This window comes from Escherichia sp. B1147 (assembly GCF_001660175.1).
Taxonomy (GTDB): domain Bacteria; phylum Pseudomonadota; class Gammaproteobacteria; order Enterobacterales; family Enterobacteriaceae; genus Escherichia; species Escherichia whittamii.
Window position 1 is genome coordinate 68,852 of sequence record NZ_LFHY01000004.1, and the last position, 26,024, is coordinate 94,875.

Annotated in this window: 26 protein-coding genes and 1 other annotated feature; of the genes, 19 read left to right on the top strand and 7 right to left on the bottom strand. The window is 51.2% G+C overall.

Annotated features, from left to right (window positions below; genetic code table 11):
- Positions 1–39 precede the first annotated feature (39 nt).
- On the top strand, positions 40–1,254 hold the full coding sequence (locus tag A9180_RS02785) for a DUF3748 domain-containing protein (protein WP_064525987.1): 1,215 nt from the start codon (positions 40–42) through the stop codon (positions 1,252–1,254).
- A 1-nt stretch (position 1,255) separates the two neighbouring features.
- Here A9180_RS02785 and A9180_RS02790 read toward each other — a convergent pair whose 3' ends face one another.
- Positions 1,256–1,588 (bottom strand): YceK/YidQ family lipoprotein, encoded by a 333-nt coding sequence (locus A9180_RS02790; protein WP_064525989.1) that lies wholly within the window; start codon positions 1,586–1,588, stop codon positions 1,256–1,258.
- Positions 1,589–1,826: 238 nt separating this feature from the next.
- Positions 1,827–1,899 (top strand) — a sequence feature (ROSE (Repression Of Heat Shock gene Expression) occurs in the 5'-region of heat shock genes and acts as an RNA thermometer to modulate expression.).
- Between A9180_RS02790 and ibpA the strand changes: the two genes are divergently transcribed.
- The 3 genes from ibpA to A9180_RS02805 all read left to right on the top strand — a co-directional run bounded on the left by ibpA (position 1,893) and on the right by A9180_RS02805 (position 4,702).
- Positions 1,893–2,306 carry a small heat shock chaperone IbpA gene (gene ibpA, locus A9180_RS02795; RefSeq protein WP_001243437.1) on the top strand — a complete coding sequence of 138 codons (414 nt, stop codon included), beginning with the start codon at positions 1,893–1,895 and terminating at the stop codon, positions 2,304–2,306. It overlaps the preceding feature by 7 nt.
- Positions 2,307–2,416: 110 nt before the next feature.
- Positions 2,417–2,845 carry a small heat shock chaperone IbpB gene (gene ibpB / locus A9180_RS02800; RefSeq protein WP_064526102.1) on the top strand — a complete coding sequence of 143 codons (429 nt, stop codon included), beginning with the start codon at positions 2,417–2,419 and terminating at the stop codon, positions 2,843–2,845.
- Between the two features lie 195 nt (positions 2,846–3,040).
- Complete coding sequence (locus A9180_RS02805; RefSeq protein ID WP_064526105.1) at positions 3,041–4,702, top strand: putative transporter; 1,662 nt, start codon at positions 3,041–3,043, stop codon at positions 4,700–4,702.
- A gap of 86 nt (positions 4,703–4,788) precedes the next feature.
- On the opposite strand, the gene A9180_RS02810 is transcribed toward A9180_RS02805, so the two are convergent.
- Positions 4,789–5,658: a helix-turn-helix transcriptional regulator gene (locus A9180_RS02810; protein WP_064525991.1), complete on the bottom strand. Its 870-nt coding sequence runs from the start codon at positions 5,656–5,658 to the stop codon at positions 4,789–4,791.
- 166 nt (positions 5,659–5,824) lie between these two features.
- On the opposite strand from A9180_RS02810, the gene A9180_RS02815 reads away from it, so the two are divergent.
- Together A9180_RS02815 and A9180_RS02820 are read left to right on the top strand one after the other, a co-directional pair.
- Complete coding sequence (locus tag A9180_RS02815; protein WP_064525993.1) at positions 5,825–7,540, top strand: solute:sodium symporter family transporter; 1,716 nt, start codon at positions 5,825–5,827, stop codon at positions 7,538–7,540.
- A complete protein-coding gene (locus A9180_RS02820) occupies positions 7,537–9,030 on the top strand; it encodes a sulfatase-like hydrolase/transferase (RefSeq protein WP_064525995.1) in 1,494 nt (497 codons plus the stop codon). Before A9180_RS02815 ends, A9180_RS02820 begins: the two co-directional genes overlap by 4 nt.
- A 46-nt stretch (positions 9,031–9,076) precedes the next feature.
- On the opposite strand, the gene yidI is transcribed toward A9180_RS02820, so the two are convergent.
- Positions 9,077–9,526 (bottom strand): protein YidI, encoded by a 450-nt coding sequence (gene yidI / locus A9180_RS02825; RefSeq protein ID WP_064525997.1) that lies wholly within the window; start codon positions 9,524–9,526, stop codon positions 9,077–9,079.
- A 105-nt stretch (positions 9,527–9,631) separates the two neighbouring features.
- Here yidI and A9180_RS02830 point away from each other — a divergent pair, with 105 nt between their 5' ends.
- The 3 genes from A9180_RS02830 to A9180_RS02840 are packed head-to-tail and all read left to right on the top strand — an operon-like array spanning position 9,632 to position 10,825.
- Entirely contained in the window at positions 9,632–9,979 is a 348-nt protein-coding gene (locus tag A9180_RS02830; protein WP_000703955.1) for a YidH family protein, read from the top strand.
- On the top strand, positions 9,969–10,331 hold the full coding sequence (locus tag A9180_RS02835) for a DUF202 domain-containing protein (RefSeq protein WP_064525999.1): 363 nt from the start codon (positions 9,969–9,971) through the stop codon (positions 10,329–10,331). The genes A9180_RS02830 and A9180_RS02835 overlap by 11 nt, the downstream gene beginning before the upstream one ends.
- Entirely contained in the window at positions 10,328–10,825 is a 498-nt protein-coding gene (locus A9180_RS02840) for a radical SAM protein (RefSeq protein ID WP_064526001.1), read from the top strand. The genes A9180_RS02835 and A9180_RS02840 overlap by 4 nt, the downstream gene beginning before the upstream one ends.
- 7 nt (positions 10,826–10,832) lie before the next feature.
- On the opposite strand, the gene emrD is transcribed toward A9180_RS02840, so the two are convergent.
- The gene (emrD, locus tag A9180_RS02845) at positions 10,833–12,017 is read right to left on the bottom strand and encodes a multidrug efflux MFS transporter EmrD (RefSeq protein ID WP_064526003.1); all 1,185 of its coding nucleotides are present in this window, start codon (positions 12,015–12,017) and stop codon (positions 10,833–10,835) included.
- 297 nt (positions 12,018–12,314) lie between these two features.
- The gene (tisB, locus tag A9180_RS02850) at positions 12,315–12,404 is read right to left on the bottom strand and encodes a type I toxin-antitoxin system toxin TisB (protein ID WP_000060506.1); all 90 of its coding nucleotides are present in this window, start codon (positions 12,402–12,404) and stop codon (positions 12,315–12,317) included.
- Between the two features lie 563 nt (positions 12,405–12,967).
- Between tisB and ivbL the strand changes: the two genes are divergently transcribed.
- The 7 genes from ivbL to uhpT all read left to right on the top strand — a co-directional run bounded on the left by ivbL (position 12,968) and on the right by uhpT (position 20,249).
- Complete coding sequence (gene ivbL / locus A9180_RS02865) at positions 12,968–13,066, top strand: ilvB operon leader peptide IvbL (RefSeq protein ID WP_016159932.1); 99 nt, start codon at positions 12,968–12,970, stop codon at positions 13,064–13,066.
- Positions 13,067–13,171: 105 nt separating this feature from the next.
- Positions 13,172–14,860, top strand: coding sequence for an acetolactate synthase large subunit (gene ilvB, locus A9180_RS02870; RefSeq protein WP_064526005.1), 1,689 nt, complete (start codon positions 13,172–13,174; stop codon positions 14,858–14,860).
- A 3-nt stretch (positions 14,861–14,863) separates the two neighbouring features.
- Positions 14,864–15,154, top strand: coding sequence for an acetolactate synthase small subunit (gene ilvN, locus A9180_RS02875; RefSeq protein WP_001181706.1), 291 nt, complete (start codon positions 14,864–14,866; stop codon positions 15,152–15,154).
- Between the two features lie 73 nt (positions 15,155–15,227).
- Positions 15,228–15,818 carry a transcriptional regulator UhpA gene (gene uhpA, locus A9180_RS02880; protein WP_064526009.1) on the top strand — a complete coding sequence of 197 codons (591 nt, stop codon included), beginning with the start codon at positions 15,228–15,230 and terminating at the stop codon, positions 15,816–15,818.
- Positions 15,818–17,326 carry a signal transduction histidine-protein kinase/phosphatase UhpB gene (uhpB, locus tag A9180_RS02885; RefSeq protein WP_064526011.1) on the top strand — a complete coding sequence of 503 codons (1,509 nt, stop codon included), beginning with the start codon at positions 15,818–15,820 and terminating at the stop codon, positions 17,324–17,326. Before uhpA ends, uhpB begins: the two co-directional genes overlap by 1 nt.
- Positions 17,327–17,335: 9 nt before the next feature.
- Entirely contained in the window at positions 17,336–18,655 is a 1,320-nt protein-coding gene (gene uhpC, locus A9180_RS02890) for an MFS transporter family glucose-6-phosphate receptor UhpC (RefSeq protein WP_064526013.1), read from the top strand.
- 202 nt (positions 18,656–18,857) lie between these two features.
- Positions 18,858–20,249: a hexose-6-phosphate:phosphate antiporter gene (uhpT, locus tag A9180_RS02895; RefSeq protein WP_064526015.1), complete on the top strand. Its 1,392-nt coding sequence runs from the start codon at positions 18,858–18,860 to the stop codon at positions 20,247–20,249.
- 46 nt (positions 20,250–20,295) lie between these two features.
- On the opposite strand, the gene adeD is transcribed toward uhpT, so the two are convergent.
- On the bottom strand, positions 20,296–22,062 hold the full coding sequence (gene adeD, locus A9180_RS02900; RefSeq protein WP_064526106.1) for an adenine deaminase: 1,767 nt from the start codon (positions 22,060–22,062) through the stop codon (positions 20,296–20,298).
- 175 nt (positions 22,063–22,237) lie between these two features.
- On the opposite strand from adeD, the gene adeQ reads away from it, so the two are divergent.
- The 3 genes from adeQ (at position 22,238) to nepI (ending at position 25,490) form a co-directional block, all read left to right on the top strand.
- The gene (gene adeQ / locus A9180_RS02905; RefSeq protein ID WP_074399422.1) at positions 22,238–23,572 is read left to right on the top strand and encodes an adenine permease AdeQ; all 1,335 of its coding nucleotides are present in this window, start codon (positions 22,238–22,240) and stop codon (positions 23,570–23,572) included.
- 52 nt (positions 23,573–23,624) lie between these two features.
- On the top strand, positions 23,625–24,077 hold the full coding sequence (locus A9180_RS02910) for a DUF1198 domain-containing protein (protein ID WP_064526019.1): 453 nt from the start codon (positions 23,625–23,627) through the stop codon (positions 24,075–24,077).
- Between the two features lie 222 nt (positions 24,078–24,299).
- Positions 24,300–25,490, top strand: a complete 1,191-nt coding sequence (gene nepI, locus A9180_RS02915) for a purine ribonucleoside efflux pump NepI (protein ID WP_064526108.1) — start codon at positions 24,300–24,302, stop codon at positions 25,488–25,490.
- 40 nt (positions 25,491–25,530) lie between these two features.
- Here the strand turns inward: nepI and yicS are convergent, their stop codons facing one another.
- Entirely contained in the window at positions 25,531–25,824 is a 294-nt protein-coding gene (gene yicS / locus A9180_RS02920; protein ID WP_064526021.1) for a protein YicS, read from the bottom strand.
- Positions 25,825–26,024: the final 200 nt, after the last annotated feature.

The following is a 26,024-nucleotide window of genomic DNA, read 5'->3' on the forward strand; positions in this document are numbered from 1 at the left end:
AGTATGATGGCGGGAATCGTTTTGTATCAGGACCGCGCCATGAAACAGATAACCTTTGCTCCCCGTAATCACTTGCTCACCAATACCAACACCTGGACACCCGACAGCCAGTGGCTGGTGTTTGACGTGCGGCCTTCTGGCGCGTCGTTTACCGGTGAGACAATTGAGCGCGTGAATATCCATACTGGCGAGGTCGAGGTTATCTACCGGGCGTCAGAGGGAGCGCACGTCGGCGTGGTGACCGTTCATCCGAAGTCAGAGAAATATGTCTTTATCCACGGACCTGAAAATCCTGATGAAACATGGCATTACGATTTCCATCACCGTCGCGGCGTGATTGTTGAAGGCGGCAAGATGAGCAATCTCGATGCAATGGATATTACCATTCCGTACACATCAGGGGCGTTGCGTGGCGGCAGCCATGTGCATGTTTTTAGCCCGAACGGCGAAATGGTGAGTTTTACCTATAACGACCACGTGCTGCATGAACGCGATCCTGCGTTGGATTTGCGTAACGTCGGGGTTGCGGCGCCGTTTGGTCCGGTCAATGTGCAAAAGCAGCATCCGCGTGAATACAGCGGTAGCCACTGGTGCGTGCTGGTCAGCAAAACAACGCCCACGCCGCAGCCGGGCAGTGATGAAATCAATCGCGCTTATGAAGAAGGATGGGTAGGAAACCACGCTTTGGCGTTTATTGGCGATACGCTTTCGCAAAAGGGTGAGAAAGTGCCGGAGCTGTTTATTGTCGAGTTGCCGAAAGATGAAAACGGCTGGAAATTGCCGGGCGACGCGCCGTTAAGCGGAACAGAATCAACTCTGCCCGCGCCGCCGCGTGGCGTTATGCAGCGACGATTAACCTTTACGCACCATCGTACTTATCCGGGCTTAGTCAACGCCCCGCGCCATTGGGTGCGGTGTAACCCTCAAGGAACGCAAATCGCGTTTTTGATGCGGGATGATAACGGCATTGTGCAACTGTGGCTTATCTCGCCACAGGGCGGCGAACTGCGCCAGTTAACCAATAACAAAACGGATATTCAGTCGGCGTTTAACTGGCATCCGTCAGGAGAATGGCTGGGCTTTGTGCTGGATAATCGGATTGCCTGCGCACACGCGCAAAGCGGTAAGGTTGAATATTTAACCGAAAATCACGCCAACTCACCTTCGGCGGACGCGGTGGTCTTCTCGCCGGATGGTCAATGGCTGGCGTGGATGGAAGCCGGCCAGCTGTGGATCACCAAAACTGGCCGCTAAATCAGTTCACGGGCATTCTGGCGGGGGGAATAACGGCATTGGTGGCTTGCGTATCGGTCTCGCTTTTTTCAACGCGAGAGCGCAACGAACTGTCTTTACGGAACATATCCCATGGCAGAAGTAGCGTATCCACGACTGCGGTAAATGGCATGTCGAGAACTGCCAGCGATTTCGTACCCCAGTTGGTGTCACTGTCGCCAATCATGGTGGCACTGGCGCGGGTGCCGGGATACGTTCCCTCCTTCCCCCCGGTATGGGACATTACGCTGGAGCATCCTCCGAGTAATGTCATTCCGCTGCATATCATGAGCGCTAACAACACATTTCTTATCATAATAAATTCATCTGTTGATCGTGGGTGTTGGCATGATGTGTTATAGCGATCCCTTGCTGAAAATAACATCATCATCATGTCGCACTGTGGCGGCTATCGCACTTTAACGTTTCGTGCTGCCCCTCAGTCTATGCAATAGACCACAAACTGCAAAAAAAAGTCCGTCGAAAAGACTTGAAAAGTGCATATCCAGACCCATTTTTATACCGTAGCCAATGAGAACGCGCCTGATGGGTGTTCTGGCTATCCGACCTGTCCATTGTGGAAGGTCTTACATTCTCGCTGATTTCAGGAGCTATTAATTATGCGTAACTTTGATTTATCCCCGCTTTACCGTTCTGCTATTGGATTTGATCGTTTGTTTAACCACTTAGAAAACAACCAGAGCCAGAGTAATGGCGGCTACCCTCCGTACAATGTTGAACTGGTAGACGAAAACCATTACCGCATTGCTATCGCGGTGGCTGGCTTTGCCGAAAGTGAACTGGAAATTACCGCCCAGGACAATCTGCTGGTGGTGAAAGGTGCTCACGCCGACGAACAAAAAGAGCGCACCTATCTGTACCAGGGCATCGCTGAACGCAACTTTGAACGTAAATTCCAGTTAGCCGAGAACATTCATGTTCGTGGCGCTAACCTGGTGAACGGCCTGCTGTATATCGATCTCGAACGCGTGATTCCAGAAGCGAAAAAACCGCGCCGTATCGAAATCAACTAATTCTCTAAGGCCGCAGTGCGCGGCCTGACATTTGATGCTCGCCGTCAGGGAGCATATGCGAATCTTCGGATTTGCAGGTACTTACTCGCTTCTTAGAAGGAGAAATGATTATGCGTAATTTCGATTTATCCCCACTGATGCGTCAATGGATCGGTTTTGACAAACTGGCCAACGCACTGCAAAACGCCGGTGAAAGCCAGAGCTTCCCGCCGTACAACATTGAGAAAAGCGACGATAACCACTACCGCATTACCCTTGCGCTGGCAGGTTTTCGTCAGGAAGATTTAGATATTCAACTGGAAGGTACCCGCCTGAGCGTAAAAGGCACGCCGGAGCAGCCAAAAGAAGAGAAAAAATGGCTGCATCAAGGGCTTATGAATCAGCCGTTTAACCTGAGCTTTACGCTGGCTGAAAATATGGAAGTCTCTGGCGCAACCTTCGTTAATGGTTTACTGCATATTGATTTAATTCGTAATGAGCCTGAACCCATCGCAGCGCAGCGTATCGCTATCAGCGAACGTCCCGCGTTAAATAGCTAATTAGCTATTCTCTTTGCCCCGCCAGTTTGGTGGGGCTTTTTTTGTCTGCAATCTTCAGCAATGTTTTAATTTTCGCCAGTTTAAGAGGTTCCGGCACTCTCTTTCCCGTGATAATGTGCGCCATAAGGCAAATCTGCTTCACCGATTCAGCCATAATCCCCGGTAATTAAAATGTTATTTCAAGAGAAATGGACGATGAGTGATATAGCATTAACAGTCAGTATTCTGGCTTTGGTGGCGGTCGTCGGTTTGTTTATCGGCAACGTCAAGTTTCGCGGCGTTGGATTGGGCATTGGCGGCGTACTGTTCGGCGGGATTATCGTCGGTCATTTTGTGTCACAGGCGGGGATGACATTAAGTAGCGATATGCTGCATGTTATCCAGGAATTTGGTCTTATCCTTTTCGTGTATACCATCGGGATTCAGGTGGGGCCGGGCTTCTTTGCCTCGTTGCGTGTCTCCGGGTTGCGCCTCAATTTGTTTGCTGTTTTGGTTGTTATCCTCGGTGGTCTGGTCACGGCCATCTTACATAAACTGTTCGATATCCCACTTCCAGTGGTGCTGGGGATTTTCTCTGGCGCGGTTACCAATACGCCAGCACTGGGGGCAGGTCAGCAAATCTTACGCGACCTGGGCACACCGATGGAGATGGTTGACCAGATGGGGATGAGTTACGCGATGGCGTATCCATTTGGGATTTGTGGGATTTTGTTCACCATGTGGATGCTACGGGTTATTTTCCGTGTCAATGTTGAGACGGAAGCCCAGCAGCACGAGTCCACGCGAACCAACGGCGGTGCGCTAATCAGGACGATTAACATCCGTGTTGAGAACCCTAATTTGCATAATTTAGCCATTAAAGATGTGCCGATTCTCAATGGCGATAAAGTTATCTGCTCACGATTGAAACGAGAAGAAACCTTAAAAGTGCCTTCGCCAGAGACCGTTATTCAACTGGGCGATTTGCTGCATCTGGTGGGGCAGCCTGCAGATTTGCATAATGCACAATTGGTGATTGGGCAGGAAGTGGATACTTCGCTATCAACGAAAGGCACAGATTTACGCGTCGAACGCGTGGTGGTCACCAATGAGAATGTGCTCGGTAAACGTATTCGCGACCTGCACTTTAAGGAGCGCTATGACGTCGTTATCTCGCGCCTGAACCGTGCTGGAGTTGAATTAGTTGCAAGTAGCGATATTAGCCTGCAATTTGGCGATATTCTCAACCTGGTTGGACGCCCGTCCGCGATTGATGCCGTGGCTAATGTATTAGGTAATGCGCAGCAAAAATTACAACAGGTGCAGATGTTACCGGTGTTTATTGGTATTGGGCTTGGCGTATTGTTGGGCTCCATTCCGGTGTTTGTGCCTGGATTCCCGGCTGCATTGAAGTTGGGGCTGGCGGGGGGGCCGCTAATTATGGCGCTTATCCTCGGGCGTATCGGCAGCATTGGTAAGCTTTACTGGTTTATGCCGCCAAGTGCCAACCTGGCGCTGCGCGAACTGGGTATCGTACTGTTTCTCTCGGTAGTTGGTCTGAAATCCGGCGGCGATTTTATCCATACACTGGTGGATGGTGAAGGGTTAAGCTGGATAGGCTATGGTGCATTGATTACCGCAATTCCGCTGATCACGGCTGGCATTTTGGCGCGGATGTTAGTCAAAATGAATTATCTCACGATGTGCGGGATGCTCGCGGGTTCAATGACCGATCCTCCGGCGCTGGCGTTTGCCAATAATCTTCATCCTACCAGTGGCGCGGCGGCGCTCTCTTACGCCACGGTGTATCCGTTAGTCATGTTCCTGCGCATTATCACACCGCAATTACTGGCGGTGCTTTTCTGGAGTATCGGTTAACGCCTTTTTGGGTGGAGTTACCGTCAATGGTACTCCACCTGGTATTTCTGAACATCATCGAGTCATTTACACACTCGCCATTCTGGTTATGACTGGTTTGTATTCTTCAGTACGGCTGACGGCGCATAACCAAATTTATGCTTAAAGGCTTTGCTAAAATGAAAGGAGTCGAAGAAGTTGAGCGTATCAGCGACTTCGCCAACCGAGTTCCCTTCTTGCTTTAATAGTGAGAGCGCCAGATCCAGACGTGCATCAAGGTAATATTCTTTCGGTGTCTTGCCGGTGTAGCGTAAAAACAGGCGACGCAACCAGGTTTCGCTACAGGGGATGGTGGCGGCCATATCGGCAACACTCCAGCGTTGTTGCAGGCTGGCATGTAAAGTGGCAATTAATTTTTCAATTTGCCGCCGTTGTGGATCTTTTTTGCCGTCTGCGTGCATAAGACAAATCCACTGATAAATAATTTTCGTCAGAAAAGCGACTGCCAGATTATTTTTTATCGCCTCTACCGAAGTAATTAATTCAGCAACTTCTGTGAGTTCTTGATTATAAACTTCGCCATTATAAATAACGCTCTGTTGACCGACAGGAATATCCATCATGCTGGTGGGGGTAAATTCCATCCAGTACTGTTCCCAGACTAAACCTTCACAGTGATAAGAGTGAATATCCATCGGTTTTAAAAATATAATACAGTTGCCATGCAGTGTTATTTGCTCACCATTCTTTAAAAGAATTTTTCCACATCCTTGTACGGTATACACCGCCACCCAGGAGTTGGCGATAAGCGGTTTCTTCTTGTCTCGCGGCCAGATTACGCGGTAATGCTCATCGGCATAGGTATGCCAGAGTGAGATCAGAGAAATTCCGCTGGAGATCACATTTTCGTTAATCAATAAGGGAATATTGTATGGAGTATCGTTTTTTACATCCGAACTTTGCAATTTTCCATTCATTTTAATATCCCTCCGGCGAATTATGCTCACAACCTGAACTTAACAGAAAAGAATCCGTTCAGGGATATGACGTTTGTATTTTAAGAATCTGACTGCCTGACCCGACGCATTTTACCTCTCCCTATATTCATGCGTCCGGGACATAAACATAAATAAGGGCTATGAGATGAATTCGTTACAAATCTTGAGTTTTGTCGGTTTTACGCTGCTGGTGGCGGTCATCACCTGGTGGAAGGTCCGCAATACAGATACTGGATCGCAACAAGGCTATTTTCTTGCCGGACGTTCACTAAAAGCGCCGGTCATCGCCGCTTCGTTAATGTTAACCAACCTTTCCACGGAACAACTGGTCGGCCTTTCCGGGCAGGCCTACAAAAGTGGCATGTCTGTGATGGGCTGGGAAGTCACTTCTGCGGTGACGCTGATCTTCCTTGCGCTAATCTTTTTGCCGCGCTACCTGAAGCGCGGAATTGCCACCATCCCCGATTTCCTTGAGGAACGTTATGATAAAACTACGCGTATTATCATCGACTTCTGCTTCCTCATTGCCACCGGTGTCTGCTTTCTGCCGATTGTTCTCTACTCCGGCGCGTTGGCGCTCAACAGCTTGTTTCACGTGGGTGAATCGCTACAACTTTCCGATGGCGCGGCTATCTGGTTGTTGGTGATTTTGCTCGGTCTGGCGGGGATTCTGTATGCGGTGATTGGCGGGCTGCGCGCAATGGCGGTGGCGGACTCCATCAACGGTATTGGGCTGGTTATCGGTGGATTGATGGTACCGATATTCGGCCTGATCGCGATGGGCAAAGGTAGCTTTTTGCAAGGTATTGAACAACTCACGACTGTCCATGCCGAGAAATTAAACTCAGTAGGCGGCCCGACCGATCCCTTGCCGATAGGTGCCGCATTTACCGGTTTGATTCTGGTAAATACCTTTTACTGGTGTACTAATCAGGGCATCGTGCAACGCACGCTGGCGTCAAAAAGTCTGGCGGAAGGGCAGAAAGGGGCGCTGTTAACGGCGGTACTGAAAATGCTCGACCCGCTGGTGTTGGTGCTGCCTGGGCTGATTGCGTTTCACCTGTATCAGGATTTACCGAAAGCTGATATGGCTTATCCAACGCTGGTAAATAACGTTCTGCCGGTACCGTTGGTGGGTTTCTTCGGTGCAGTATTGTTTGGAGCGGTGATCAGTACCTTCAACGGTTTTCTGAATAGCGCCAGTACGTTATTCAGTATGGGCATTTACCGGCGCATCATTAACCAGAATGCCGAGCCACAACAACTGGTTAGCGTCGGGCGTAAATTTGGCTTTTTTATTGCCATCGTTTCGGTGCTGGTCGCGCCGTGGATCGCCAATGCGCCGCAAGGGCTATATAGCTGGATGAAGCAACTCAACGGCATCTACAACGTACCGCTGGTCACCATCATCATTATGGGGTTTTTCTTCCCACGTATTCCGGCACTGGCGGCAAAAGTGGCGATGGGGATTGGCATTATCAGCTACATCACCATTAACTATCTGGTGAAGTTCGATTTCCATTTCCTCTATGTGCTGGCCTGTACGTTCTGTATCAACGTGGTGGTGATGTTGGTGATTGGCTTCATTAAACCTCGCGCTACGCCATTCACTTTCAAAGATGCATTCGCCGTGGACATGAAGCCGTGGAAAAACGTCAAGATCGCGTCATTTGGCATCCTGTTCGCGATGATTGGCGTCTATGCCGGGCTGGCGGAATTCGGTGGCTATAGTACGCGCTGGTTAGCGATGGTCAGTTATTTCATCGCCGCCGTGGTCATTGTCTACCTGATTTTTGATAGCTGGCGGCATCGCCATGACGCAGCCACAACGTTTACTTCCGACGCTAAGGATAGTCTATGAAACGCCCCAATTTTCTGTTCATTATGACCGACACACAGGCCACCAATATGGTCGGTTGCTATAGCGGTAAGCCGCTGAATACACAAAATATTGATAGTCTGGCGGCGGAAGGTATTCGCTTTAATTCCGCCTACACCTGTTCACCGGTCTGTACGCCAGCACGCGCCGGACTGTTTACTGGTATCTACGCTAACCAGTCCGGGCCGTGGACCAACAACATCGCGCCGGGCAAAAACATCTCCACCATGGGGCGCTACTTTAAGGATGCGGGCTATCACACCTGTTACATCGGCAAATGGCATCTCGACGGCCATGATTATTTTGGCACTGGCGAATGTCCGCCGGAGTGGGACGCCGATTACTGGTATGACGGGGCGAACTACCTTAGCGAACTGACTGAAAGAGAGATCAGCTTATGGCGCAATGGCTTAAATAGCGTTGAGGATTTAAAGGCGAACCATATCGACGAAACCTTTACCTGGGCGTATCGCATCAGCAACCGGGCAGTGGATTTTCTGCAACAGCCCGCGCGCGCCGAGGAACCTTTTCTGATGGTGGTTTCGTATGACGAGCCGCATCACCCGTTCACCTGTCCGGTGGAGTATTTAGAGAAATATGAAGACTTTTACTACGAACTGGGCGAGAAAGCGCAGGATGACCTGGTGAACAAACCGGAACATCACCGTTTATGGTCGCAGGCAATGCCATCGCCAGTCGGTGATGATGGGCTTTATCACCATCCGCTCTATTTTGCCTGCAACGACTTTGTTGATGACCAGATCGGACGATTTATCAACGCGTTAACGCCGGAGCAACGTGAAAATACGTGGGTCATTTATACCTCCGATCACGGTGAAATGATGGGCGCGCATAAGCTCATCAGCAAAGGAGCGGCGATGTACGACGACATTACTCGTATTCCGCTGATCATCCGTTCGCCGCAAGGGGAGTCGCGACAGGTTGATACGCCAGTCAGCCATATTGATTTACTACCGACAATGATGGCGCTGGCGGATATTGAAAAACCTGACATTTTGCCAGGGGAAAATATCCTCGCAGCGAAAGAACCACGTGGCGTAATGGTGGAATTTAACCGTTATGAGATTGAGCATGACAGCTTTGGCGGCTTTATCCCGGTCCGTTGTTGGGTGACAGATGACTATAAACTGGTGCTCAACCTCTTCACCAGTGATGAACTTTACGATCGCCGTAACGACCCAAATGAATTGCAAAACGTGATTGATGATATCCATTTTGCCGACGTTCGCAGCAAGTTGCATGACGCCTTACTGGATTATATGGACAAAATTCGCGATCCGTTCCGCAGTTATCAATGGAGCCTGCGTCCGTGGCGCAAAGATGCGCAACCGCGCTGGATGGGGGCGTTCCGTCCACGCCCACAGGATGGTTATTCTCCGGTGGTACGCGACTATGACACCGGTTTACCGACGCAAGGGGTGAAAGTCGAGGATAAAAAACAGAAGTTCTGACGATGATGCCCGCTGGCGGAAACCTGGCGGGCAATATTCAGGCCGCTTAAACCAGTGAACCGCCGGTCAGAAAGGAAAAGATAAGGAATATCAGCAAAATGCTGCACACGATGCCGATACCAAAAAGCAAGGTATGGAAAGCCAGCGTCCCGCCGCCAAATACCAGTGCGCCGCGAATGCCCCAGCGATTTTCCTTACGCATACCGCCAACAAACGCGCAGAGTAGCGCGGCAATGGCCAGTGCGATACCGCCTTTATCGAGGATTTTATCGACATCAACCGTCTCTTTTTTTTCCACCGTAGTGATTTTTTCACCTTTAATTCCGGCGAGAAGACCTCTTTTAATTTCCGCCGTTTTGTCAGCCACGATGCTTTCCAGCGTTGGTGGCGGCGCGGCAAAAGGGCCGAATGAAAAGTGGATAATACCCATCAATAAAGCGATGGCGCCGAACAGCATGCCCAGTGAACTGCTTTTATTTTGCGCTATGATACCCATCAGACCTCCTTGTAGCGGATGGCAAAAGCATATCAGGAAATGGACGGACGAAATTCTTAAAAAACCGCTAAGGCAAAGCGTTAGTGGAAGTGCAAAGGAGCAACAATGAAAATTTCCCGCCTCGGAGAAGCGCCGGATTACCGCTTCTCGCTGGCTAATGAGCGTACTTTTTTGGCCTGGATCCGTACCGCGTTGGGATTTCTGGCAGCGGGCGTCGGGCTGGATCAACTTGCGCCAGACTTCGCCACGCCCGTCATTCGTGAACTGCTGGCGTTATTGTTATGCCTGTTTTCCGGCGGGTTAGCGATGTATGGCTACCTGCGCTGGTTACGCAATGAAAAAGCGATGCGTCTGAAAGAAGACTTACCCTATACCAACAGCTTATTAATCATCAGCTTAATATTGATGATCGTGGCGGTAATCGTCATGGGGCTGGTGCTGTATGCCGGATAGTCGCAAAGCCAGACGCATTGCTGATCCCGGGCTTCAGCCAGAACGTACATCGCTGGCGTGGTTTCGCACCATGCTGGGCTATGGCGCGCTGATGGCGCTGGCAATTAAACACAACTGGCATCAGGCCGGCGCGTTGTTCTGGATTTCTATTGGCATCCTCGCCATTGTGGCGCTAATACTTTGGCGCTATACCCGTAATCGTAATTTAATGGATGTGACTAATAGTGATTTTTCTCAATTTAACGTAATCCGTGACAAATTTATGATCTCTCTCGCGGTGTTATCTCTTGCAATACTGTTTGCTGTAACGCATATACATCAACTAATCGTATTGATTGAGAGAGTCGTATGACAGGAAGTCAGGTTGTAAATGCTGAAGAGGACAGACATAAACTGGTTGTAGAGTATAAAGATGCGCTACAACCTGCCGATTTTTATCAAAATTTCAAACAGCGGGGTCTTCGCTCCGTGCAACTTATTCCCCATATAGAATTTGATGACCGGGGCGAGCTGACCGCTTCTTCGGTGACAGCTGAACTGTGGGGGCAATTTTTAATCGCTCTGTTCGAGCGTTGGGTGCGTGCAGATATTGGTCGTATATCAGTCGAACTTTTTGACGCCACGCTGCAAAAATGGTGCAGGAGCGAAAACGTACAACTTCGGCGGGAGTGTCAGGTGTGCGGCTGGCATCGCTTGTGCCTACATTCCCTGGCGGATTGTCCTGACAACGTACTTTGTGTTGGCTATCAAGCTTTTTATTCCCACTCTGCGCCGCACATGCGGGTGATGCGTGACTTGATAAAGCAGCATCGTTCTCCCATGGAGTTGATGACGATGCTGCGGTGACGTGAGCTTAAACGGGCTGCCCCTGATGCGACATCCGCGTCGCCAGCGGTAGCCAGCACAGCACGATCAACAATCCCATTAAGGTCATCAACAACCCCAGGCTGCCCTGACCGGTTTGCGGCAACATCGCGGAGAGCGACGCCAGCACGCCGGAACCAATGTTTTGCAGGCCGCCGACCAGCGCGCCAGCCGTGCCAGCCAGGAAAGGGAACGGCTCCATTGCGCCGCTGGTTGCCAGCGGAAACAGCATCCCGGCACCGAAAAAGAACAGCGCGGCGGGAACGAGCAGCGTCCAGACATTCATCACGCTAAACCAGCCGGGGATCCACATCATCAGTCCTGCCAACAGGCAGCAGATAACCGACTGCCACATTAACGTAGAGAAGCGTTTATTTGGTCGACCAGCAAACCATGCGCCGAAGAATGCCGCTGGAATTGGCAGAATAAACAAAATACTGACTGTCATGCTGCTTAACCCTAACACAGCCCCCATCAACACACCGGAACAGGCTTCGAAAGCGGCAATCCCTGCCAGACCGCCAATTAACATCAGCAAATAGCAGTTAAAGCCGCCATTGCCAAAGAGTGTTTTATAGCTGGTGAGCAGGCGCGTACGCGGCGCATCGACAGGGCGTGTTTCTGGCATCCAGCGCGCCATACTGAACGTCACACCGGCACAAAGCACGAGTAAAAACAGGTAACAAGCTCGCCAGTTCCACATGGTATCCAGCAGGCCGCCAATGAGTGGTGCGAGCAAAGGGCTGACGAGAATACCCATATTTAACATGCTATTAGCGTGACGTAGCTGTGTCCGTTCATACAAATCACGCGGCAATGTACGCGCCATTACGCCGCCGACACCGGTTCCCATCCCCTGCATCGCGCTGGCAGCAATCAATACCGTCAGGCTGGAGGTGGTGACCGCAACCAGCGTCGCTAACATAAAAATGGACATTCCGACGAGGATCACTGGACGACGACCTACCCTGTCGGAAATTGGGCCATAAAATAGTTGTGAGACACCGTAGGTCAGCAGATAAGCGCCCATTACGCTCTGCACCGCCCCTTCACGGACGTTGAGATCGCGCGCCATATCGGCAATAGCAGGAATATAAATAGTTTGTGCCATCTGACCGACGGCCACGAGTAATACCAACATCAATAACAAATTGACGTTTCTATGCCTTTTCATTATCACAGACGCTTTTAAAAAAATATTTAGAATAAGTTGCTACGCATTTCAATAAATGCGGGAGAGGAATCTATCACATTGATAAATGTTAGCCAGATATATATACGGAATGATGAATAACGAAGCGGCAGAATATATAAACAACAGCGGCAATAAATGTTGCCGGAAGGGACTTTAGATTAAATAAATTCTGTGGGTCGGATAAGATGCATCAGCATCGCATCCGACACGAGTCAGCCAGCAGAATATGAAAGGGGAGCGGTTTCCCACTCCCCTTAAGTGCGGCTTGAATCTGAATTACTTAAGATATTTCAGAACAGCATCAAGCAGTTGCAGTGCAGCAACAATGAGTTTGAGGATAAGAATGGCAATATCCACCAGGCTCATACGCGTCTCCTGTGGTTCAGGAGCACTGCCAGCTGACGTACCTTTCCGCTGCCTGTTGCCAGCTGTTGCGCACGCGGCTTCTTCAGAAGAAACGTTGTGCTTGTTGACATAACACAGTGTGCTCACGCGGGGTTAAGGCGCTGACGGCACCACCCGTTTCAGCCAGGACTTAGTGCGCCGGGTAACGATGCGGCCCCGCATAACACATTGCGTACAGTGATATTATAGAACTTTACTGTATAAATAAACAGTAACTTTTAGACAAAATGCAAACTGTGACCGATACTCAACTATGCAGTAAATAAGTCAAAATTCGTGCCGAAATTGCGCGTTCTGCGCGGAACACGTATACTTTCTATGTTGACATAATACAGTGTGCTTTGCGGTTACCAGCCGTGGGCGGCTGAAGAAACCTCGCTCCGGCGGGGTTTTTTGTTACCTGCGTTTCAGTACAAAACGTGATCAACCCCCCAATTATTCCTTGATGAAAAATTTTCCATTGTCTCCCCTGTAAAGCTGTGCTTGTATAAATATTGTTAAACACAAAACCAACAAGGTCCCCAATGACTATTTCCATGCTCAACGCAAAACTACTACCAACTGCGCCATCCGCCGCAGTGGTCGTCGTGCGTGTGGTGGTGGTCGTCGGCAATGCGCCGTAGGGACTGGAACAACACACGATTCCAAAACCCCGCCGGCGCAAACCGGGCGGGGTTTTTCGTTTAAGCACCTCCCGGAAAGTCGGCCCAGAAGAAAAGGACTGGAGCATGGCAAGTTCGGGCACAACATCGACACGTAAGCGTTTTACTGGCGCAGAATTTATCGTTCATTTCCTGGAACAGCAGGGCATTAAGATTGTGACGGGGATACCTGGTGGCTCGATTCTCCCTGTCTATGACGCCTTAAGCCAAAGCACGCAAATCCGCCATATTCTGGCCCGTCATGAACAGGGCGCGGGATTTATCGCCCAGGGGATGGCGCGTACCGACGGCAAACCAGCGGTTTGCATGGCCTGTAGCGGGCCTGGCGCGACCAACCTGGTGACTGCCATTGCCGATGCGCGGCTGGACTCCATCCCGCTGATTTGCATCACCGGTCAGGTTCCCGCCTCGATGATTGGCACAGATGCCTTCCAGGAAGTGGACACCTACGGCATTTCTATCCCCATCACTAAACACAACTATCTGGTCAGACATATCGAAGAACTCCCGCAGGTCATGAGCGATGCCTTCCGCATTGCGCAATCAGGCCGCCCTGGCCCGGTATGGATAGACATTCCTAAGGATGTGCAAACGGCGGTTTTTGAGATTGAAGAACAGCCCGTGATGGCAGAAAAAGCCGCAACGCCTGCCTTTAGCGAAGAAAGCATTCGTAACGCTGCGGCAATGATTAACGCCGCCAAACGCCCGGTGCTTTATCTGGGCGGCGGCGTCATTAACGCGCCCGCGCGGGTGCGTGAACTGGCTGAGAAAGCGCAGCTGCCCACCACCATGACCTTAATGGCGCTGGGCATGTTGCCAAAAGCACATCCGTTGTCGCTGGGTATGCTGGGGATGCACGGCGTGCGCAGCACCAACTTTATCTTGCAGGAGGCGGACCTGTTGATTGTGCTCGGTGCACGTTTTGATGATCGGGCGATTGGCAAAACTGAGGAGTTCTGCCCGAACGCCAAAATCATCCATGTGGATATCGACCGCGCGGAGCTGGGTAAAGTTAAGCAACCGCACGTGGCGATTCAGGCGGATGTCGATGACGTGCTGGCGCAACTGATCCCGCGGGTGGAAGTCCATCCGCGTACAGAGTGGCACCAACAGGTGGCTGATTTACAGCGCGAATTCCCGTGTCCTATCCCGAAAGCGTGCGATCCATTAACACATTACGGGCTGATTAACGCCGTTGCCGCCTGTGTCGATGACAACGCGATTATCACCACCGACGTGGGTCAGCATCAGATGTGGACGGCGCAAGCCTATCCGCTCAATCGTCCACGTCAGTGGCTGACCTCTGGCGGGCTGGGAACGATGGGCTTTGGTCTGCCTGCGGCGATTGGCGCGGCACTGGCGAATCCTGATCGCAAAGTGTTGTGTTTTTCCGGTGACGGCAGTCTGATGATGAATATTCAGGAGATGGCGACCGCCAGCGAAAACCAGCTGGATGTCAAAATCATTCTGATGAATAACGAAGCACTGGGACTGGTGCATCAGCAACAGAGCCTGTTCTACAAGCAGGGCGTTTTTGCTGCCACCTATCCAGGAAAAATCAACTTTATGCAAATTGCCGCCGGATTCGGCCTCGAAACCTGTGATTTGAATAATGAAACCGATCCGCAGGCGGCATTACAGGAAATGATCAACCGCCCTGGTCCGGCGCTGATCCACGTACGCATTGATGCCGAAGAAAAAGTGTACCCAATGGTGCCGCCAGGCGCGGCAAATACTGAGATGGTGGGGGAATAAGCCATGCAAAACACAACTCATGACAACGTGATTCTGGAACTCACCGTTCGCAACCATCCCGGTGTAATGACCCACGTTTGTGGGCTTTTTGCCCGCCGTGCTTTTAACGTCGAAGGCATTCTTTGTCTACCGATTCAGGACAGTGATAAAAGCCACATCTGGCTACTGGTCAATGACGATCAGCGACTGGAACAAATGATAAGCCAGATAGACAAACTGGAGGATGTGGTGAAAGTGCAGCGTAACCAGTCCGACCCGACCATGTTTAACAAGATTGCTGTGTTCTTTCAGTAACCGCTCAAGGCTTGAACAGCGGCGCGCTTATCGTTAAGGTAAGCGCGTTTTTTTTACCCGCCAGGACAAGACCATGATAACCGTTGCCCTTATAGACGATCACCTTATCGTCCGCTCCGGCTTTGCGCAGCTGCTGGGGCTGGAACCTGATTTGCAGGTAGTTGCCGAGTTTGGTTCCGGGCGTGAGGCGCTGACTGGCTTGCCTGGGCGTGGTGTGCAGGTGTGTATTTGCGATATCTCAATGCCGGATATTTCTGGGCTGGAGCTGTTAAGCCAGCTACCGAAAGGTATGGCGACAATTATGCTCTCCGTTCACGATAGTCCGGCGCTGGTTGAACAGGCGCTTAACGCGGGGGCGCGCGGTTTTCTCTCTAAACGCTGTAGTCCGGACGAGCTGATCGCGGCCGTGCATACGGTTGCAACTGGCGGCTGTTATCTGACCCCGGATATCGCTATTAAACTGGCATCGGGTCGTCAGGACCCGCTAACCAAACGCGAACGCCAGGTGGCGGAAAAACTGGCGCAAGGGATGGCGGTGAAAGAGATTGCCGCCGAACTGGGTTTGTCGCCGAAAACGGTGCATGTACATCGTGCCAATCTGATGGAAAAACTGGGCGTCAGCAACGACGTTGAACTGGCGCGCTGCATGTTTGATGGCTGGTGATGAAGAGATTGTTCTCCCGCTTAAATACTGTAATTTCCTGCTTTTTTATTTTCTCTGCCGCATGGTTTTGCCTGTGGAGTATCAGCCTGCACCTGGTTGAACGACCGGATCTGGCGGTATTGCTGTTTCCGTTTGGTCTGCGACTGGGGCTGATGTTGCAATGCCCGCGCAGATACTGGCTGGTGCTGATGGGCGCAGAATGGCTGCTGATTTACTGGCTGACGCAGGCGGTTGGGTTAACGCATTATCCGTTATTGATGATCGGTAGTTTACTGACGTTACTGCCTGTGGCGTTGATTTCCCGTTATCGCCACCAGCGCGACTGGCGTACGTTGCTGTTACAGGGGGCGGCACTGACGGCGGCGGCATTATTACAGTCGTCACCCTGGCTTTGGCATGGGTACGGAAACGAGCCCTGGAACGCCCTGCTGATGACCTTAACCGGCGGTCTGACGCTGGCCCCCATTTGCCTGGTGTTCTGGCACTATCTGGCGAATAACACCTGGCTGCCGCTGGGGCCATCGCTGGTTTCCCAGCCGATCAACTGGCGTGGGCGGCATCTGGTCTGGTATTTGCTGTTGTTTGTTATCAGCCTGTGGTTGCAACTGGGGCTGCCGAACGAACTCTCGCGCTTTACTCCGTTTTGCCTGGCGCTGCCGATTATCGCCCTGGCCTGGCACTATGGCTGGCAAGGGGCGCTGATTGCGACGCTGATGAACGCCATCGCGCTGATCGCCAGTCAGACCTGGCGCGATCATCCGGTCGATTTATTGCTTTCGCTGCTGGTGCAAAGCCTCACAGGCCTGTTACTGGGCGCGGGCATCCAGCGGTTGCGTGAGCTTAACCAGTCGCTGCAGAAGGAACTGGCGCGTAATCAACATCTTGCCGAGCGGTTGCTTGAAACCGAAGAGAGTGTGCGTCGCGACGTAGCGCGTGAACTGCACGACGATATCGGCCAGACCATCACCGCCATTCGTACTCAGGCAGGTATTGTCCAGCGGCTGGCGGCGGATAACGCCAGTGTGAAACAGAGCGGACAGCTAATCGAACAACTGTCGCTTGGCGTTTACGACGCGGTGCGCCGCTTGTTAGGGCGGTTACGTCCACGCCAGTTGGATGATCTGACCCTGGAGCAGGCCATCCGTTCATTGATGCGGGAAATGGAGCTGGAAGGGCGCGGCATTGTCAGTCATCTCGAATGGCGGATCGATGAATCAGCATTAAGTGAAAACCAGCGCGTAACCCTGTTTCGTATCTGTCAGGAGGGGCTGAACAACATTGTGAAACATGCCGATGCCAGTGCGGTCACGCTGCAAGGCTGGCAGCAGGATGAGCGTTTAATGCTAGTGATTGAAGACGATGGTAGCGGTCTGCCGCCAGGTTCCGGGCAGCAAGGTTTTGGCCTCACCGGAATGCGCGAACGCGTAACCGCGCTGGGCGGCACCTTGACCATCTCCTGCCTGCACGGTACGCGTGTCAGTGTCTCTCTACCTCAACGTTATGTCTAAGGCTTGATGATGTTGCCTTTTCTGAAAGCGCCTGCCGACGCACCGCTGATCAGCGATAAAAGTGAAATTGATGCCCGCTACCGCTACTGGCGTCGGCATATTTTGCTGACCATCTGGCTGGGCTATGCGCTGTTTTACTTCACCCGTAAAAGTTTTAATGCCGCCGTGCCGGAAATCCTCGCCAACGGCGTACTCAGCCGTAGCGATATCGGCCTGTTAGCAACGCTGTTTTACATTACCTACGGCGTATCGAAATTTGTCTCCGGCATTGTCAGTGACCGCTCGAATGCCCGTTATTTTATGGGGATTGGGCTTATCGCCACGGGCATTATCAACATTCTGTTTGGTTTCTCGACGTCGCTATGGGCGTTTGCCGTGCTGTGGGTGCTGAACGCCTTTTTCCAGGGCTGGGGTTCGCCGGTTTGTGCGCGTTTGTTAACCGCCTGGTATTCACGTACCGAGCGCGGCGGTTGGTGGGCGTTATGGAACACGGCGCACAACGTTGGTGGCGCGTTGATTCCCATTGTGATGGCGGCAGTCGCGCTGCATTACAGCTGGCGTATCGGGATGATGATTGCCGGAAGTTTAGCCATTATGGTGGGGGTTTTTCTCTGCTGGCGGCTGCGCGATCGCCCACAGGCGTTAGGTTTACCGGCGGTCGGAGAATGGCGGCACGATGCGCTGGAAATCGCCCAGCAACAGGAAGGGGCAGGGCTGACGCGTAAAGAGATCCTCACCAAATATGTGTTGTTGAATCCGTATATCTGGCTGCTTTCGTTTTGTTATGTGCTGGTCTATGTGGTTCGCGCGGCGATCAATGACTGGGGCAACCTGTATATGTCCGAGACGCTGGGTGTCGATCTGGTCACGGCGAATACGGCGGTGACGATGTTTGAATTGGGCGGATTTATCGGTGCGCTGGTTGCAGGTTGGGGCTCGGACAAACTGTTTAACGGCAACCGTGGGCCGATGAATTTGATTTTTGCTGCGGGGATTTTGCTTTCCGTCGGCTCGCTGTGGTTGATGCCATTTGCCAGCTACGTAATGCAGGCGACCTGCTTTTTCACTATTGGTTTTTTTGTTTTTGGTCCGCAGATGTTAATTGGTATGGCAGCAGCAGAGTGTTCTCACAAAGAAGCGGCAGGTGCGGCGACGGGGTTTGTTGGCTTGTTTGCTTATCTGGGAGCGTCGCTTGCCGGTTGGCCGCTGGCGAAAGTGCTGGATACCTGGCACTGGAGTGGTTTTTTCGTGGTTATCGCCATTGCTGCCGGGGTTTCGGCACTGTTGTTACTGCCCTTTTTGAACGCCCAGGCACCGCGCGAAGCGTGATGCATCTCACTTTTCTACCTCATATCCGGCAAAACTAAGAAATTTTCCTGGTTTTGCCTGGACGCTATCTCAAGCCTGATTTGCTGCTGGTTTTTACAATGCCATCATTCGTTAATTCTTTCCCAAAATAATTCAAGTTGCAGGAATGCGTGCAGTTAAGGCACCTGCGGCCTGAAGTATGAAGGGAAATCAGGAGTAACCCATGCTGGCTTTCTTAAACCAGGTCCGCAAGCCGACCCTGGACCTTCCGCTCGAAGTGCGGCGCAAAATGTGGTTCAAACCGTTCATGCAATCGTACCTGGTGGTTTTTATTGGCTACCTGACGATGTATCTGATTCGCAAGAACTTTAATATTGCGCAGAACGACATGATCTCCACCTACGGGTTGAGCATGACGCAGCTGGGGATGATTGGCCTGGGCTTCTCCATTACTTACGGCGTGGGTAAAACGCTGGTTTCCTACTACGCCGACGGCAAAAACACCAAACAGTTCCTGCCGTTCATGCTGATCCTCTCCGCCATTTGTATGCTGGGCTTCAGCGCCAGTATGGGTAGCGGATCGGTTAGCCTGTTCCTGATGATTGCCTTCTACGCCTTAAGCGGCTTTTTCCAGAGTACCGGCGGTTCATGCAGTTACTCCACTATTACCAAATGGACGCCGCGTCGTAAGCGCGGGACGTTCCTCGGTTTCTGGAACATTTCCCACAACCTCGGCGGCGCGGGTGCGGCGGGTGTGGCGCTGTTCGGCGCAAATTACCTGTTCGACGGTCACGTGATCGGCATGTTTATCTTCCCGTCGATTATCGCGCTGATTGTCGGTTTTATCGGTCTGCGTTACGGCAGCGACTCCCCTGAAGCGTATGGTCTTGGTAAAGCTGAAGAACTGTTCGGCGAAGAGATCAGCGAAGAGGACAAAGAGACGGAATCCACCGATATGAGCAAGTGGCAGATCTTTGTCGAATATGTTTTGAAAAACAAAGTGATCTGGCTGCTGTGCTTCGCCAACATCTTCCTGTACGTGGTGCGTATTGGTATCGACCAGTGGTCAACCGTGTACGCTTTTCAGGAGTTGAAACTCTCTAAAGCGGTGGCGATTCAGGGCTTTACGCTGTTTGAAGCAGGTGCTCTGGTCGGTACCCTGCTGTGGGGCTGGCTCTCTGACCTGGCGAATGGGCGCCGTGGCCTGGTGGCGTGTATTGCACTGGCGCTGATTATCGCCACGCTTGGTGTGTATCAACACGCCAGCAACCAATATATCTATTTGGCTTCTCTCTTTGCATTAGGTTTCCTGGTATTTGGTCCGCAACTGTTGATTGGCGTGGCGGCTGTTGGCTTCGTACCAAAAAAAGCGATCGGCGCTGCCGATGGGATTAAAGGCACTTTCGCTTACCTGATTGGTGACAGCTTTGCCAAATTAGGTCTGGGAATGATTGCCGATGGTACGCCAGTGTTTGGCCTCACCGGCTGGGCAGGAACCTTCGCCGCGCTGGATATTGCCGCTATTGGCTGTATCTGCCTGATGGCGATAGTCGCGGTGATGGAAGAACGAAAAATCCGCCGTGAGAAAAAAATTCAGCAGTTGACAGTGGCATAAACGTAACTGGTGACTTTTGCCCGGCATGACGCCGGGCTTTTTTTTATTATTCAGCAAGTTCCAGCGTGGTGAAGGCAAACTTATCGCCATCAAACAGCCCCTGGCTGGTCAGTTTCAACGCGGGGATCACCGGCAGGGAAAGAAATGCCATCTGAATAAATGGTTCATCCGGTAACGGACCACATTCGCGGGCGGCGACTTTCAACGCGTCAATTTGCTCTGCCAGCGACTGCGCCGTGTCGGTGCTCATTAACCCGGCAATGGGCAACGGCAGATGACTTTGAACCTGACCATTACGTACTACGCACAGTCCACCACCGTCCTGAATCACCTGATTCACCGCCAGAGCCATCTCTTCTGCGCTACGACCGATCACCACAATATTATGGCTGTCATGGCTGACTGTAGCCGCCAGCGCGCCTTCATTCAGGCCAAAGCCGCCGAGCAAACCACAGGCCGGAGCCAGTCGTTGTCCGTAACGCTCAAGTACGGCAATAAAACACACATCATCGCGATCAAAACCGTTTTCGCTGTAGACGCTGGAGCGGGAGTGCGTAATCAATTCGTTATGGATGACGTCAATGACGCGATAGCGTTTGCCGGGGGTAAGTTGCAGGGCAAAGTCGCTGGCGGAAACTGGCTGGCGATCAATGGTATTGCCATATGGCGGGGCGGATTGCGCCAGTCTCGCCGACTCTTCTGCTTGCAAGGTTTGTGCGTCAATCGGTTCGCCTTTCACTAGTACCTGTTGCACAGTGACCTTACGCGCGTCACTTAACAGGACAATGTCGGCCTGCTTGCCAGGAGCCAGTAAACCGAGATGATTCAGACCAAAATGGCGCGCCGTCGACCAGCTGGCTACGCGATATGCCACATGTAGCGGCACATGATGTTGTTCAATCAGGCGGCGGATTAAGGCGTCGATATGCCCTTCGTGAGCGATTTCCCACGGATTACGGTCATCAGTACAAAGCATGCATTGCGGGCTGTTAAATTCGGTTATCAACGGTGCCAGCGCGTTGAGATTGCGGGCAGCGGACCCTTCGCGGATCATCAACGACATGCCGAGTTGTAATTTCCGGCGTCCTTCTTCCAGCTGATAACTTTCGTGGCAGTTTTCAATGCCCGCGGCAATATAGGCGTTAAGTTCTTTACCGCCCAAACCGGGGCAGTGACCATCCAGTGTCAGATGGCGAAAGGCGTCCAGTTTATCGAGTAGCGCATTTTGTCCGCTAATTACGCCAGGGTAGTCCATCATTTCGGCAAGGCCGGTAACCTGCGGATGGTCGCGCCAGGCGAGCATCTGTTCGAGGGTAAAACTGGCACCGTTAACATCGCAGCCTTCCAGGGCGGGTACGCAAGAGCTGACCTGCAAATATTGGTTTTGCCTTGCCTGTTCGGCACAGCGGGCAAACCAGGCCAACCCGGCTTCGCCCATCACGTTGACGATTTCATGAGGGTCGCAAATAACAGTCGTCAGGCCGCGCGGCAGGGTGGCGGTTTCAAAGGTGACTGGGGTCATCATGCTGGATTCAATATGCAGGTGTGCATCAATAAATCCCGGTACTGCTGTTGCACCGTGGGCATCAATTCGGTGCGAAGCCGGAGCGTCGGCGTATTCTGCGCCGACACCAGCAATGTAACGTCCTTTAATCACGATTGGGCCGGGAATTTCTCCGCCATTGATCAGATCCAGAATAGAGACATTATCAATAATATAATCGGCCGTGGCTTCGCCACGGGAAACGGCTAACAATTCCTGGTATTCTACCCGACTAATGTGATGAAATTTATGGCTAATAGAATCGTTCATATTCTTTCTCATTTTGATTTTATCAATTTGATTATTATTTATCATAAAGAAACGTCGCGAGATTATTAAAGAATATCCATTAATGTGCAATTGAAATGTGATAATTATCACTGAACCGTTGTTGTCATTTGTTTTACAAAAGCAAGGGATTAAATCTCCTCCAATGGACAAAAAAATGAATAATGACAATACCGATTACGTGAGTAATGAATCAGGGACGCTTTCGCGATTATTTAAACTACCGCAACACGGGACAACCGTTCGCACAGAATTGATTGCGGGGATGACCACTTTTTTAACCATGGTGTACATCGTTTTTGTTAACCCACAAATTCTTGGTGCAGCGCAAATGGACCCGAAGGTGGTGTTTGTTACTACCTGTTTGATTGCGGGCATTGGCAGTATAGCGATGGGCGTTTTTGCTAATCTTCCCGTCGCGCTGGCGCCTGCGATGGGGCTTAATGCGTTTTTCGCCTTCGTGGTGGTGGGGGCGATGGGTATCTCCTGGCAGACGGGAATGGGCGCTATTTTCTGGGGCGCAATTGGACTATTTTTGCTGACACTTTTTCGTATTCGTTACTGGATGATCTCCAACATTCCGTTAAGTTTACGTATTGGTATCACCAGTGGTATCGGGCTATTTATTGCCTTAATGGGATTAAAAAATACCGGTGTTATTGTCGCCAATAAAGACACGCTGGTGATGATTGGTGATTTAAGTTCTCACGGCGTGTTGTTAGGTATTTTAGGTTTTTTTATTATAACCGTGTTGTCATCACGTAATTTTCATGCAGCGGTATTGGTTTCCATCATCGTCACTTCCTGCTGTGGATTATTTTTCGGAGATGTTCATTTCAGCGGAATCTATTCTATTCCACCTGATATTAGCGGTGTTATTGGCGAAGTTGATTTGAGCGGGGCGTTATCGCTTGATCTTGCCGGTATCATTTTCTCCTTTATGCTGATCAACCTATTTGATTCATCAGGGACATTAATTGGTGTAACTGATAAAGCTGGCTTAATAGATAGTAACGGTAAATTCCCTAACATGAATAAGGCGCTATATGTTGATAGCGTGAGTTCGGTAGCTGGCGCGTTTATCGGAACTTCCTCTGTTACCGCCTATATTGAAAGTACTTCTGGCGTGGCGGTCGGTGGTCGCACGGGGCTGACTGCGGTTGTTGTTGGCGTTATGTTCCTGCTGGTTATGTTCTTCTCACCGCTGGTGGCGATGGTTCCGCCTTACGCTACCGCCGGGGCCTTAATCTTCGTTGGTGTATTGATGACATCAAGCCTGGCGCGCGTTAACTGGGATGATTTTACCGAATCGGTACCCGCATTTATCACTACGGTGATGATGCCCTTTACTTTCTCGATCACCGAAGGGATTGCACTCGGCTTTATGTCGTACTGCATCATGAAAGTGTGTACTGGTCGCTGGCGCGATCTGAATCTGTGCGTGGTGGTTGTAGCGGCATTGTTTGCGCTGAAAATCATCCTGGTGGATTAGTATCTGATAAGCGTTTCCAGATATCATGAGTGCCGGTTACGCAGGAGAACTCATGATCTGGATAATGCTCGCTACGCTGGCGGTGGTATTTGTTATTGGTTTTCGGGTGCTGACATCCGGGGCCAGAAAAGCGATTCGCCGCCTCAGCGATCGGCTGAATATTGATGTTGTACCCGTTGAGTCGATGGTCGATCAAATGGGAAAGTCAGCCGGTGACGAATTTTTACGTTACCTGCATCGCCCTGATGAGTCGCACCTGCAAAACGCCGCGCAGGTGTTGCTTATCTGGCAGGTTGTCATTGTCGATGGCAGCGAACAGAACCTGCAACAGTGGCATCGGATCTTGCAAAAAGCCCGCCTCGCCGCCCCCATTACTGACGCACAGGTCAGGCTGGCGCTGGGTTTTCTGCGAGAAATAGAGCCTGAAATGCAGGAGATTAATGCATTCCAGATGCGCTACAACGCGTTCTTTCAGCCTGCTGAGGGCGTTTACTGGTTGCATTAAAACCGCTTTGCTTGATGCAACGCTGGCGCGTCTTATCATGCCTACATACCCACGTCTAACCTGTAGGGCAAATAAGGCGTTCACGCCATATCCGGCAATCTTTGCTTCGATCTTACCCCCATGCCATGCAACATCGTAAAAGTTGCAAAAACGTTAAATGCATCACACATTTCAATGTTAAACTGGTCGGCTTTTCCCCTGAAACATGCCACGGGTAACACCATGAGTGAATATATCGAAGAAAACCGCGGCGCGGACGCCATTACCCGACCGAACTGGTCAGCCGTTTTCTCGGTGGCGTTTTGCGTCGCCTGCCTGATTATCGTTGAGTTTTTGCCCGTCAGTTTGTTAACGCCGATGGCGCAGGATTTAGGCATTTCGGAAGGAGTTGCCGGGCAATCGGTGACCGTTACCGCTTTTGTGGCGATGTTTGCCAGTTTGTTTATTACCCAGACCATTCAGGCCACCGACCGCCGCTACGTTGTCATTCTGTTCGCCGTTTTGCTGACGCTCTCCTGCTTGCTGGTTTCCTTTGCCAACTCATTCAGTCTGTTGTTAATTGGTCGCGCCTGTCTGGGGCTGGCGCTGGGCGGGTTCTGGGCGATGTCGGCATCGCTCACCATGCGCCTGGTACCGCCTCGTACGGTGCCGAAGGCGCTGTCGGTGATCTTCGGCGCGGTGTCCATTGCGCTGGTAATTGCCGCACCACTGGGCAGTTTTTTAGGCGAGCTTATCGGTTGGCGCAATGTCTTTAATGCGGCGGCGGTGATGGGCGTACTGTGTATTATCTGGATTATCAAATCATTGCCTTCGCTGCCTGGCGAACCGTCACATCAGAAACAAAATACCTTTCGCTTGTTGCAGCGTCCGGGGGTGATAGCCGGGATGATCGCCATCTTTATGTCCTTCGCCGGGCAGTTTGCTTTTTTCACTTATATTCGCCCGGTGTATATGAATCTGGCGGGATTCGGCGTTGATGGCTTAACGCTGGTGCTGTTGAGTTTTGGTATCGCCAGCTTTGTCGGTACGTCGCTTTCGTCGTTCATTCTCAAACGTTCGGTGAAACTGGCCTTAGCGGGCGCACCGTTTGTGCTCGCCCTGAGCGCGCTGGTACTGACGCTGTGGGGAAGCGATAAAATTGTTGCTACCGGTGTGGCGATTATCTGGGGGCTGACCTTTGCTTTAATTCCCGTTGGCTGGTCAACGTGGATCACTCGCTCATTAGCTGATCAGGCAGAAAAGGCTGGGTCTATTCAGGTGGCCGTTATTCAGCTTGCCAATACTTGCGGCGCGGCAATCGGCGGTTATGCATTGGATAACATTGGCCTGACTTCGCCGCTGATATTGTCCGGCACATTGATGTTGCTGACTGCATTGTTGGTTACTGCAAAGGTGAAAATGAAGAAATCCTGATATCAGGCAAAGAAGCGTTGGTCAGTGGTCGTTGCCGCTCTTACATATCCGGGCATTCTACCTTACCCAACGCTTCCCAATAATTGCTCTGATTATTACGCTCCATCGCCACGATGGCTTCGCGGATGTGTTGTTTATTGTTTTCATCCGACAACATTAGTTTTTCCCACGCTTCATCTGACAACGATGCCTTCGGGGTACAAATCTTTCGCAAATCCTCTAATACCGTATTTTTCTCTTTTGCGGACTGCAGTGAGCTAAAAGGCGACTCGGCGTATACGATGCCAGGCATAGCGAAAAAAGTGAAAATAAGCAGTAGTGTCGTTGGTTTCATGGATTCAACCTTTTACAAATGTGTATCGAATGAAGCATAAGTGTAGTTTGCTTTCATCGCTCTCATCATGCTGTACGAAACGCGCTTGCGCGGTCAGTAAGAAGTGCCAGACCTTATATTCCACTTTTATTCCTTTTTATTCTTATCGATAGCGTTTCGTTTTTTAAACCGCAGCGACCTTACCGCTATAGTCAGGTAAT